Origin of the sequence: Mesorhizobium sp. M6A.T.Cr.TU.016.01.1.1 (assembly GCF_003952585.1) — a bacterium.
Taxonomy (GTDB): Bacteria; Pseudomonadota; Alphaproteobacteria; order Rhizobiales; family Rhizobiaceae; genus Mesorhizobium; species Mesorhizobium mediterraneum.
Window position 1 is genome coordinate 3,143,729 of sequence record NZ_CP034452.1, and the last position, 12,491, is coordinate 3,156,219.

The following is a 12,491-nucleotide window of genomic DNA, read 5'->3' on the forward strand; positions in this document are numbered from 1 at the left end:
TAATGTATTCTAATCAAGCCAGCGCTTCACAACGAATTGGGAGCGCTGGCCTTAATGCGTTGAGTTCTATTACGAATATCCAGCATTTTTTACTGCCTGAGTAGATGTGGCGGCAGCGGCGGATCCAAGTAGGGATTGGGAACGTCGCACTCTAGGGGGTAGTGCATGGCTTTGTTCTCAAGGCTCTCCGTGTCGGATTCCGTGCGGCGGACCGTCATCGGCAATAAGGCCGTTTCGACGGAACGCCCTGTCGATATCAGATCGAGCAAGAAAGCCGGACCCGCGCCGCAAGCCGCGTGCGGCGAGAACCGGCGCATTTTGCCCGGCCGGGCCATTCTGCCAAATCGCCTGGCGCTGCTGCTCGGCGCCACGGCCTTGGCAGGGCTCCTTCCCGTTTCGACAGATGTCGTTCATGCGCAAGTCCTCATCAATCAAAATGGAGGCAATGGAGGCAACGGCAGCGGCTATGACGGCGACGGCGGCAATGGCGGCGCGGGCGGCAACGCAGTGCATGTCAACAACACCGACCAGAGCGTGCCTGCGCCGGCTCTGCCCCATGTTAGCGCCTATGATGTCACGGCGGACGGCGGCAATGGCGGCAATGGCGGATACGGCTTTCTGTTGCTCGTAGGCAATGGTGGCGAGGGCGGCAATGGCGGCAACGCCGGAAGCGCCAGTGCCACCAACACCGCCAGCCTGTTCACGGAGGGCAATTTTCATCACGGCATGGTTGCGACAGCCACCGGCGGTCAGGGCGGTGATGGCGGCGGAAGCGGCGGTCTCGTTTTCGCGGATGAAGGTGACGCTGGCCATGGCGGCGCCGGCGGCAACGCCAGTGCAACCGCCACAGCCTCGAGCATCATCGAAACGACCGGTGAAAACTCGTTCGGCATCATCGTAGACGCCAGCGGTGGCAATGGCGGCACTGGTGGTAACGCCGTCTCCGCCGGTTATGCAAATGCCGGCGAAGGCGGCAATGGCGGCAGTGCCGGCACCGCGAACGGCAGCAACGCCGGGCAGATCACCACAGGCGGTCGATTTTCATATGGCATGATTGTCCGCTCCGCCGGTGGCCGCGGCGGCGACGGAAATCAATCGTCTTCGATTTTTGTCGGATCCGGCAGCAATGGCGGCTCACCCACCAGCGGCGGCAATGCTTCGGGTGAAAATTCCGGTGAGATAACGACCCATGGCGACTTCGCCTCCGGCCTGGTCGTGCAATCCGTCGGCGGCGCCGGCGGCAGTGGCGGCGGTGCTTTCGGTCTGTTCGGCGGCGGTGGAGCCGGCGCCGATGGCAACAACGGTGGAAACGCCACGGCGACCAATACCAACAGGATCACGACCAACGGCATTGGTGCGATCGGCATGTTGGTGGAATCGATCGGGGGTGGTGGCGGTGACGGCGGTGGCGCAGCCGGCATCGTGTCTGTTGGCGGCATTGGCGCTGGCGGCGGCACTGCGGGAACGGTGACCGCCAATGTCGGCGGCGAGATAATCACCGGCTTCGATGGCAGCGGCGACGGCGCGCATGGCGTGCTCGCCCAGTCGGTCGGCGGTGGTGGCGGCAATGGCGGCTTCGCGCTGTCGGTCGGTGCGATCGCGGCGGTTGCCATCGGCGGCGGCGGTGGCACAGGCGGCAATGGCGGGATCGTCAACGTCAATCAGGCTGGCGCCGGTGCGACGGTCAGCACGCATGGCAGCTCAGCGATCGGCATCCTTGCCCAGTCGGTGGGCGGCGGCGGCGGCAATGGCGGCGGCAGCTTCGCCGCCGGGGGCATCGCTTCGGTTTCGATCGGCGGCAGCGGCAGCGCCGCGGGCGACGGCGACGAGGTCAACTACAACATCGGCAATTCGCATGTCACGACAAGCGGCGCCGATTCTATCGGCATCCTGGTGCAATCGGTCGGCGGCGGCGGCGGCAATGGCGGATTTGCCCTAGGTGGCGCGGGCGTCGTTGCGGTCGGCGTGGGTGGCAACGCAGGCGCGGGCGGCATCGGCAAGAAAGTCGATATGACGACCGGCGGCACGGTCGAAACCAGCCAGGCACGTTCGGCCGGTATCATCGCGCAATCGCTTGGCGGCGGTGGCGGCAATGGCGGCTTCGTCGTTGCAGGCAGCCTGGGGGTTAGTGTCGGAGTCGGCGGCAGGGGCAGTGGGGGCGGTGACGGCGGCCAGGTGTTCTTCCGCACTGCTGGCGGCGGCCAATCGATCATCACGCATGGCACCGATTCCGCCGGCCTGATCGTGCAGTCGGTGGGCGGCGGCGGCGGCAATGGCGGATTTGTCGGAACGTTTGGCGCCATCGCCAATCTGGGCATCGGCGGCGGCGCCGGCGCGGCAGGCCGGGGCCTGGCGGTCGATGCGACCTATAACGGGTCCGTGGAAACGTGGGAGCAGCGCTCGGCCGGCATCATCGTGCAGTCGATCGGCGGTGGTGGCGGCAATGGCGGCGGCGTCATTGGTGTCGGCCTTGGCCTCACAGTCGGCATCGGCGGCAATGGCGCCGGCGGTGGCGATGCCAATGCTGCGGAATATAGATCCGCGACAACCACGATCACCACTCATCAGGCCGATTCGGCAGGCCTTGTCGTGCAGTCGATCGGCGGCGGCGGCGGCAATGGCGGCTTTTCCTTCAATCTGTCGGCGGGCGCGGCGGTCGGCGTAGGCGGCCAGGGCGGCGCGGCCGGCGAAGCCGGCACGGTCAGGGTCACTGTCGACAGCGGCTCCATCCACACGATCGAGGACCGTTCGACCGGCATCATCGCCCAGTCGGTCGGCGGTGGCGGCGGCACTGGCGGCGGCAGTGTCGCCGGCAGCTTTGCCCTTAATGTCAGCATAGCCGGCAAGGGCGCGGGCGGCGGCGGCGGCAAGACGGTCGATGTGACCAATGGCGCCAGGATCGCCACCGAGGGCGTGCAGTCGCATGCGATCCTGGCGCAGTCGGTCGGCGGCGGCGGTGGATCGGGTGGCTTCTCGATCGCCATTGGTGGTCCGTCGCTGGCCATCGGCGGTGCCGGCGCTGCCGGCGGCTCGAGCCAGAAGGTCACAGTTCGCAACACGGGAGAACTTTCCACCGCAGACGACCTCTCGGTTGGCTTGCTGGCGCAGTCGATCGGCGGCGGCGGCGGCGACGGCGGTTTTGCCGGAGCAGGCGGTCTGTTTACCGCGGTTGGTGTCGGCGGCCATGGCGGCGGCGGCGGTAATGGCGGCGAGGTCGAAGTCATCAGCAACGCCAGGATCACCACCACAGGCGACCTGTCACACGGCATACTCGCCCAGTCGGTCGGCGGTGGCGGCGGCAATGGCGGCAGCGCCGGTGCGGTGTCCGTCGGCGCCTTTGTCGGCGTCGGCGTGGCGGTCGGCGGCGACGGCGGCGTTGGCAGGGACGCGATGGCGGTCAACGTCACGCATACCGGCGACATCACGGTCAGCGGCGCGGAATCCAAGGCTATTCTGGCACAGGCGATCGGCGGCGGCGGCGGCAATGGCGGCAAAGCGTTCTCCGGCGCGTTCAGTGCCGGTCTCTATGCATCCGCCGCCGTAGCGGTCAGCGTCGGCGGCGGCGGTGGCAATGGCGGCTCTGGCGGCGCTGTCACGCTCAAGGCGGACGGCAACCTCATTTCACTTACCGATGCCACGGGTTCGGGCGGCATCGTGGCGCAATCGATCGGCGGCGGCGGCGGCAATGGTGGCCGCACGACCTCGATTGCGGGTGCCGTCAGCAACGGCGTGGCGGTCAATCTCGGCGTCGGCGTGGGCGGCGGCGGTGGCGGCGGTGGCGAGGGCAAGACGGTCCGCGTCGAGACCGGGCTTGCCGGCGGCGGCAGGATCGAAACCCAGGGCTTCCAGGCCGTTGGCATCATGGCTCAGTCGATCGGCGGTGGTGGCGGCAACGCCGGTGATACGTTCGGTGGCGCCGGCGGCTACGGCAACAATGTGACGGTGAGCGCCACCGTCAATATCGGCGGCGGCGGCGGCAATGGCGATTTCGCCGGTGACGTCCATGTGACCAATGCGATGTCCGTAACGACCACCGGCGATTCCAGCAGCGCGATCGTTGCGCAGTCGATCGGCGGCGGCGGTGGCAATGGCGGCACCAGCACCGGCGGATCGGCCAATGTCGGCGGCGGCAGCGGTGTCAATGTCGCGGCGAATTTCGCCATGGGTGGCGGCGGCGGCACCGGCAGCTACGGCAACACAGTCGACGTCATCAATTCGGGCACGCTGACCACCACCGGCGCCTTCTCGTCGGGCATCATCGCCCAGTCGATCGGCGGCGGCGGCGGCATTGGCGGCTCCAGCACCGCCAAGTCCTACAATATCGGCGGCAGCAGCCAGACCAGCGTCAACGTGAATATGGGCTTGGCTGGACATGGCGGCGGCGCCAGCGAAGCCAGAAAGGTGACCGTCATCAATTCCGGCCTCATCACCACGCAGGGCTTCGGTTCGTCCGGTATCATGGCGATGGCGGTCGGCGGCGGCGGCGGCGCGTCTGGCGCGGCTTCAGCTTCCGACGAGGACGTCGGTGGTGGTGCCGGCGACAACGGCGAGACGACCGTTTCGATCGGCGTGGCCCTGTCTCTCCCGGGTGGCACGGCCGGCGACGGCGGCGAAGTGTCGGTCACCAACAGCAACTGGATCATCACCGACGGCGCGTTCTCCTACGGCATCAGCGCCAGCTCCATCGGCGGCGGCGGCGGCGTCGGCGGCTCTGCGTCGGCCGGTGCCAAAGCCGAATACGCGATCGGCGGCGCGATAGCCGGCTTCGGCGGCAGCGCCGGCGAAGGCAAGCTCGTCGAGGTCACCAATCAGTCCACCGGCCTGATCTGGACCAGGCAGGAAAATTCCATCGGCATTTTCGCGCAGTCGATCGGTGGTGGCGGCGGCGCCGGCGGCGCCGGCAAGAGCACGGGCAGCGACGGCGGCACCGTGGACGTCAAGTTCTCGATGGGCGGTCTTGGCGCCGGCGGCGGCGATGGCGGCGAGGTCCATGTCACCAACAGCGGAATTGTCCTGACGGACAAGGCCAATTCGCACGGCGTCATGGCGCAGTCGATCGGCGGCAGTGGCGGTGTCGGCGGCGCGGCCGGTTCGACATCCGCCGACGCCTCTGTTTCCATTTCGGCGGCTCTTGGCGGCCTTGGCGGCAATGGCGGCATCGGCAAGTTCGTCCATGTCATCAACAATACGACCGGAACCATCATCACCCAGGGCGACAATTCCTATGGCGTCTTCGCGCAGTCGATCGGCGGTGGCGGCGGTGCGGCCGGCAGCGGCTCGACCGAAACCGGCGAGGCCGAGTCGGTGGCGGTCAATTTGTCGATCGGCGGCATCGGCGGCGCAGGCAGTCGCGGCGGCGACGTGACGGTCGACAATCATGGCCTGATCCAGACCACCGGCTATCTGTCGCACGGCATCTTCGCCCAGTCGGTCGGCGGCGGCGGCGGCGCATCAGGCGCCGCGGCCAGCGCCTCGACAGCCGACATGTCGATCGGCGGCGCGGTTTCGCTGCCGAGCGGCGACGGCGCTAATGGCGGCCATGTCATCGTCAACAATGACGGCGTCATCGAAACCACCAAGGACGGCGCGATTGGCATCTTCGCGCAGTCGATTGGCGGCGGCGGCGGCTATGGCGGCACCGTGTCGGCAGACACGGCTGGAGACAACTCGATTGCGCTGCAACTTGGCGGCTTCGGCGGCAATGGTGGCAATGGCGGCGCGGTGGACGTCACCATCTCAGGTGCGATCATCACCCATGGTGAGCGCGCGCATGGTGTCGTCGCGCAATCCGTCGGTGGCGGTGGCGGCTATGGTGGCGACGCCAAGGGCAAGAGCTCGAATGCGCTCGCCATTGGCGGGCTCGGCGGCAATGGCGGCGATGGTGGCGACGTCACCGTGATCCGCACCGGCACGATCACGACGACGGGCAAGGATTCGATTGCCATCATCGCGCAATCGGTCGGCGGCGGCGGCGGCTTCGGTGGCGCCGGCTTTGGCCGTTTCGGCGCCGACGACGATGGCGGCGGCCCGAACGCCATCGGCTTCAACACCCCTGGCGGCACCAAGGGCACCGGCGGCAAGGTCACCATCATCCAGGACGGTGAGATCGAGACGGACGGCGACCGCGCCCATGGCATTATCGCGCAAGCCGTCGGCGGCGGTGGTGGCGCTGGTGGCATGGCCTCACTGGCGATGGGCCAATCGGCTGCCGGTTCTCAGGGCGGCATCGGCGACGCAGCCGCTGCCGCTGCGACGGCGATGAGCCAGGTCTGGGTCAAGGGCGCAAGCTCCTACGCGCTGTTCGGGCAGAGCGCCACGGGCCAGGGCAATTCCGGCGCCGTCGATTTGATCGCAGAGGGCAGCCTGTTCGCGCAGGGTGCCGACTCGGTCGCGGCCTATGCCGAAAGCACGGCCAGCGGATTGAAGGGCAACATCAGCTTGGACCTGAAAGGCCAGTATGCGATAGGCGGCGGCGGCACCGGCGTGGCGGCGATGCTGGTCGGCGGTCAGAACAATACGCTGAACAATAACAGCCTGACTTATGCGATGGGGCTGACGGGATCCTTTTCTTTCCAGAATGAGGCAGACCTGGCCGAATACCTCCAGGAGCTTGCGGCCGGTGGACCCGTTGCCCCGAAGAAGGCGATCCTGGAATCGCTGCTGGACGATTTCAGCCCGTTGTCGATCACCGGCACCTCGGGCAACGATCTGGTCAACAATCAAAGGACAGCCAGCACGCTTGGCCGCGTTATCGGCAATATCGATCTCGGCGGCGGCATAAACGGTTTCCACAACTTCGCCAATTCCTCGATGGTCGGCCTCAAGACCATCGACCTCGGCGGCGGCACCTTCCTCAACGACGGCCTGATGACCAACAAGGGTATCGCGGTCGTGGAGACAGTTGATGTGACCGGCGGCTTCACCCAAATGGCCACCGGCGATTTCGTCACCGACGTCGATCTCAACAATCAGATCACCGACGCCCTTGCCTTGACCGGCGCCGGCGACTTCAACGGCGAGGCGCCGCTCAACTTCCTGTCGATCGACAAGCTGTTTACCGAATATCTGCTGGCGAAGGGCTCCTCGATGGTCGATTCCGGCATCACGCCGACGACCTTGCATCCGGCGGTCGGCTTCAATTTCCTGACCAGGGTGGACGACGGCACCGATCTCGTTCTCTACGCCGACAATCCGACCTTCCTGGAACTGGCGCAGGAGCCCAACTCCGGCACCAACGACCCGGGCGTGTTGGAGATGGCGCAGTATCTCGACGATGTCGAGGCGTCGTCGAGCCCGGACAATCCGATGGCGCGGCTGATCAATATGCTGCGGTTCCTGCCGGATGAGGCGTCACTCGGCGCAGCGCTGACGCGACTGACGCCGCATTACGCGGTGCATGCGTTCGAGATGGTCAACCGCTCGGCCGACATCATGCTGGAAACGGCGCGCGAATGCACCGGCGTTCCCGCATACAGCAATCCCGACGGGCGCTGCGTCTGGGGCGTGATCAGCCCGCAGGCCGACTACAACCGGGACGCCGGGGCGGGAACGACCAGCCGCGACGATGTGTTGAAGACGATGTCGTTCGGCGCCATTGGCGAGGTCAACCAAAACTGGTCGCTGGGCGGCACGATCGGGCGGACAGAGTTCGATTCCGAGACCCATTTCAACCAGGATCTGCTGTCGACCACCCAGGGTGAATCCTGGCAGGCCTACGCGTTGGCGAAATACGAGAACAAGAACTATTTCGTCGACTTCGCCGTTGGCGGCGGCACCGGCATGTTCGACGGCCAACGCGACACGCATGTCGACCAGGTCGGCTATATTCCCGGCGAAACGCTCGAAGGCGTCTATCTGCCGGAACTGCTGCTCGAGGGCATCGGCAACAGCGTCACCTATACGCAAAGGACCGCCCAGTTCGGCGGCTCGGCACGGTTCGGCGTGACCCAGCAGATGGGCGCGTTCTACCTGCAGCCGACCTTGCAATTCGATGCACGCTGGCTTCGCGTCTCCGGCAAGGAAGAGGGTTCGGTTGCCGCCTTCAATTTCGACGACAGTTCCAACACCTATTATTCCGCGACGCCAGGCCTCGAGCTCGGCACCGACATCGCGCTTAGCGACATCGCCAGCCTTCGCGTCTACGGAAAGGCAGGCGTGGAGTTCTCGAACAAGAAGTGGGAGATCGAGGGCCAATTCGCGGCCGCGGAAGATCTGCCCGGCAATCCGGCGCTGCACTTGACACAGGAGGTCGATTCGCCGCTCTATCGCGTCGGTGCCGGCCTCGAACTCAATGGCGTGAACGGCGTCGGCATGGCCGTCAGGTACAATGGCGCCTTCGGGGAAACAGTAAAACAGAACGCGGTCAGCGCGTCCCTCAAGGTCAGCTTCTAGCTGGCTTGAGGTGGAGGGCAAGAGGGGGGTCTTCATGAGAAAGCGGGCGTATTTCGCGGCTGTGCTGGGCATCGCCTTCATCGCCGGCCTGCCGGCGGCAATGGCATTGGCCCAGACCAAGACCGACAAAGCCGTGCCGGCCGACGTGGCCAAGCCGCCGCAACTGCCCGGTGGCGCGTCGGCCCTGTCCGAGACGCATGGCGACTGGACGGTCAATTGCCAGATCATTGGCAAAACCAAGGCATGCAGCCTGTCGCATCAGCAGTTCAACAAGCAGAACGGCCAGCGCCTTCTGGCGATAGAATTGGCGACCAAGGCCGCAGAGCAAGCCGACGGCACCTTGGCGCTGCCGTTCGGGCTGGCCCTGGCCAAGGGCATCAATCTCGAAGTTGACGACAAGAAGCTGGAGGGCATCCTGCAGTTCAGCACCTGTCAGGCCGTCGGTTGCCTGGTTCCCGTGACATTCGACGCGAAAATCACGCCGCTGCTCAAGGCCGCCACCATTTTGAAGATCAACGCGGTCGCGGTCGATACGGGCCAGCCGATCAGCTTTCCCATCTCGTTGGCCGGCTTCAGCGGCGCGCTTGCCCGAACCGCGGAACTCTCGGCAGACTGAGCGTTGTCCACCCGGATTGTATTCAGTCAACTTCTCGCAAGCGGTATCCGACGCCGGTTTCGGTGGTGATGTAGCGCGGCTGGTCGGGCGTTTTCTCGATCTTCTGCCGGAGCTGCCGCACATAAACCCTGAGATACTGCACGTCGGTCGAATCGCCCCAGACCTGGTTCAGCAGAAACCGGTGGGTAAGAACCCTGCCGGCGTGCTGGACGAGGATGCGGAGGATGTCATATTCCTTCGGCGAGAGCTTTATCTCTCTGCCCTCGACGGTGACGATCCGTTTCACCAGATCGACCGTGAGATCGCCAGTGTGGAAAACAGGCTTCTCGCCCTGCTGCTGTAATTTGTGGCGAAGCGCCACGCGAATGCGCGCGACAAGCTCGTTCATGCCGAACGGCTTGGTGACATAGTCGTCGGCGCCCAGTTCAAGTGCCGAGACGATGCCGGCCTCATCGGTGCGGCTGGAGAGGATGACCACGGGGACGTCAAGGCCATCATCTCGCCATTTGCTCAGCAATTCGTGGCCGCCCATGCCGGGCAGGCCGAGATCGAGCAGGATCAAGTCCGGTTTTTCCGTCTCCATGAGCTCGATCGCCGCCTTGGCGTTCGGCGCCTCGCTGATCGCATAGCCCTGGCTGCCAAGGCCGACGCGAAGCAGCTTGCGGATCGGCGGTTCGTCATCGACGACCAATATCCTGACGTCCAGATTCGTCATGCCAAATCATCCAGATCGGGGCCGCCCACATTTTGGTCATCGCCGTTGGGGTCGTCCACGGCGGGCAATTCCGTCGGCACCGGCATTCTGATGGTGAAAACCGCACCCGAGCGGTCGGTCCTGCTGGCCGCCGAAATTGTCCCGCCCATCGCTTCGATGAAGCCGCGGCAGATCGACAGCCCGAGCCCGGTGCCGGCACGGACCTGATCGCCCTTGCGCACCCGGTAGAATGTGTCGAAAACGCGTTGCAGATCGGCCGGCGGAATGCCCGGCCCCTCGTCCATGATCTGCAGGATGACGAAGCCATTGTCGAGCCAGCCCTGCAAGCGGATCGTCGAACCAGGCGGCGCATATTTTGCGGCATTGTCGAGGAGGTTGAACAGCACCTGCTCGAACAGGACGGGGTCAAGCCTCAGCATCGGCAGGTCAGCGGGAATGTCTATGTCGGTCTTGTGTTCGCCGATGATTTTCCTGGCTCGGTACAGCGCGGAGCCGACAATATCGCCGACATAGTGGAACGCGTAGTTCGGCTCCATCGCTCCGGATTCGATCTTGGTCATGTCGAGCAGATTGGCGATGAAGCGGTTTAGCCTTTCCGATTCGTCGAGCACGGTCGAAAGCAGGTCCGCACGGTCCTGTTCGGGAAGTGCCGGCGCGAATTCCCTTAGCGTGCCGGCCGCGCCCATGATGGCGGCAAGCGGTGTTTTCAAATCATGGGAAATGGAGGTGAGCAGCGCAGAGCGCAGCCTGTCCGCCTCGGCGGCGAGCTTGGCCCGGTCGACGTCGGCGACAAGCTGGATGCGCTCGATGGCGACCGCCGCCTGGTCGGCGAGCGCATCGAGCAGGCGCTGCTGCTCGGGCGTCAGCAGCGGGCCTTGCTTGTCGTTGTCGAGGCCGACGACACCGACGGCGGTGCGCCCCGTCCGCAGCGGGAGATAGAGGCGTTTTGCCCCTGGCAGCGTGTCGGCGCCGCGTCCCGCGGCGCGGTTGTGTTCCCAGGCCCAACGGGCGGCCGCGATGTCGGCCTCGGCCAGCGTGTCGTCGGGCGGATAGCCGGCCTTGACGGTGATCGAGCCGTTTTCGGGCAGAAGCAGCACGACCCGCAGCTTCAGCATGGAGGCGATCTGGAAGGCAGTCGCCCAAAGCACGTCATCGAGCGTGGCAGTTCCCGCTAACTTCTTTGAGAACAGATAAAGGTCCTCGGTGGTGCGAGCGCGAGACTGTGCCGCCACGGCCTGGCGCTGCACTCGTGCCGTCAAATTGCTGGCGATGATCGCGACGCAGAAGAGGAAGCCGAGCGCGACGACACTTTCCGTGTCGCTGATGTTGAAGGTGTAAAGCGGGTCGAGAAAGAAGAAATTGAAGGCCAAGGTGCTGAGAACAGAAGCGAATATCGCAGGCCACAGACCCGCGGTGACCGCAGATACCAGCACCGCCATGAGGAAGACTAGGGCGATGTTTCGCACGTCGAGCACACGCGACAAGAGCAGCCCGAAAAGTAGCCCCGCGACGACGTAGCCGGTAACGATCACGTAGGGCTTGATGTCGAAACGCGCCGGGTGGGCCGGGGTGATACCGCGCGACGGCTGCGCTTGTGCCTGGACGTCGCCGGAGACGACATGGACACTGATCTTTCCCGCGTCGCGTATCAAATCATAGGTGACGGCGCCGTCAAACAATTGCCGCCAGCGCGGCTTGCGCGGCTTGCCAGTGATGATGTGGGTGACGTTGTTCGCGGCCGCGTAGCGCAGAATGTCGGCGGCGACGTCCTGGCCGGGTATGGTGACGGCAGCGCCGCCCAATTGTTCGGCAAGGCGAAGCGTCGATGCTAGCCTGTCGCGATCCTGCTCGGACAGGCCCGTCGAACGCGGCGTCTCGACGTAGAGCGCGAGCCATGATGCGCGCAGCCGCTCGGCCTGGCGGCGAGCATAGCGCACAAGGGACGCACTGCGCGGATCCTCGTCGACCCAGACCAGGACACGTTCGCTGGCCGCCCAGGGCCCCGGTATCGCGTGGGCCTGCATGTGGATCAGCAACTGCTCGTCGACGCGCTGGGCGGTGCGGCGGAGCGCCAGTTCCCGAAGCGCCGTCAGATTGCCCGGCGAGAAATAGTTCTCGATGGCGCGCTGGGCGGTGCTGGGGATATAGACCTTGCCTTCCTCGAGCCGCTTGATCAGGTCGTCGGGAGTGAGATCGATGATCTCGATGTCGTCAGCCTGGTCTATGATAGAGTCTGGGACCGTCTCGCGTACCCTGACGCGGGTGATCTGCGCCACGACATCGTTCAGGCTTTCGACATGCTGGATGTTGAGCGTCGTATAGACGTCGATGCCGTGCGTCAGGATTTCCTGAACGTCGAGATAGCGCTTGGGATGGCGGCTGCCCTGCGCGTTGGTATGGGCAAGCTCATCGACGAGGACCAGCGCTGGACGCCGGGCAAGGATGGCATCGAGGTCCATCTCCTCGAGGATGCGCCCCTTGTAGTCGACCTGACGACGGGGAATCAGCTCATAGCCGTCGACCAGCGCCTGGGTTTCTTTGCGACCGTGCGTTTCGACGACGCCGATCACCACGTCGACCCCGTCGGCCAATCTTGTACGGCCCGACATCAGCATTTCATAGGTCTTGCCGACACCGGGCGCTGCGCCCAGGAATATTCGCAGGCGACCGCGCGCCTCCCGCTCCGCATGATCAAGCAGCGCGTCGGGTGAGGGTCTGGTTTCGTTGCGGCTGTCGTCCGGCATCAGAATCGATCATGAATGGCGCCGG

General features: G+C 65.2%; 4 protein-coding genes. 2 read left to right on the forward strand and 2 right to left on the reverse strand.

Features of this window, described 5'->3' with window-relative positions; translation table 11 throughout:
• Positions 1-165: 165 nt before the first annotated feature.
• Both EJ075_RS15210 and EJ075_RS15215 read left to right on the forward strand, forming a co-directional pair.
• Positions 166-8,391 carry an autotransporter outer membrane beta-barrel domain-containing protein gene (locus EJ075_RS15210; protein ID WP_126104901.1) on the forward strand — a complete coding sequence of 2,742 codons (8,226 nt, stop codon included), beginning with the start codon at positions 166-168 and terminating at the stop codon, positions 8,389-8,391.
• Between the two features lie 34 nt (positions 8,392-8,425).
• Positions 8,426-9,007, forward strand: a complete 582-nt coding sequence (locus EJ075_RS15215; RefSeq protein ID WP_095488433.1) for an invasion associated locus B family protein — start codon at positions 8,426-8,428, stop codon at positions 9,005-9,007.
• Between the two features lie 22 nt (positions 9,008-9,029).
• Here the strand turns inward: EJ075_RS15215 and EJ075_RS15220 are convergent, their stop codons facing one another.
• Positions 9,030-9,722, reverse strand: a complete 693-nt coding sequence (locus EJ075_RS15220; RefSeq protein WP_095488435.1) for a response regulator transcription factor — start codon at positions 9,720-9,722, stop codon at positions 9,030-9,032.
• Positions 9,719-12,466: a sensor histidine kinase KdpD gene (locus tag EJ075_RS15225; protein WP_126104902.1), complete on the reverse strand. Its 2,748-nt coding sequence runs from the start codon at positions 12,464-12,466 to the stop codon at positions 9,719-9,721. The genes EJ075_RS15220 and EJ075_RS15225 overlap by 4 nt, the downstream gene beginning before the upstream one ends.
• Positions 12,467-12,491: the final 25 nt, after the last annotated feature.

Excerpts from the sequence above, each read along its gene's own strand:
- EJ075_RS15210 (WP_126104901.1), top strand. The coding sequence starts at position 166 with ATGGCTTTGTTCTCAAGGCTCTCCGTGTCGGATTCCGTGCGGCGGACC.
- EJ075_RS15215 (WP_095488433.1), top strand. The coding sequence starts at position 8,426 with ATGAGAAAGCGGGCGTATTTCGCGGCTGTGCTGGGCATCGCCTTCATC.
- EJ075_RS15220 (WP_095488435.1), bottom strand. The coding sequence starts at position 9,722 with ATGACGAATCTGGACGTCAGGATATTGGTCGTCGATGACGAACCGCCG.
- EJ075_RS15225 (WP_126104902.1), bottom strand. The coding sequence starts at position 12,466 with ATGCCGGACGACAGCCGCAACGAAACCAGACCCTCACCCGACGCGCTG.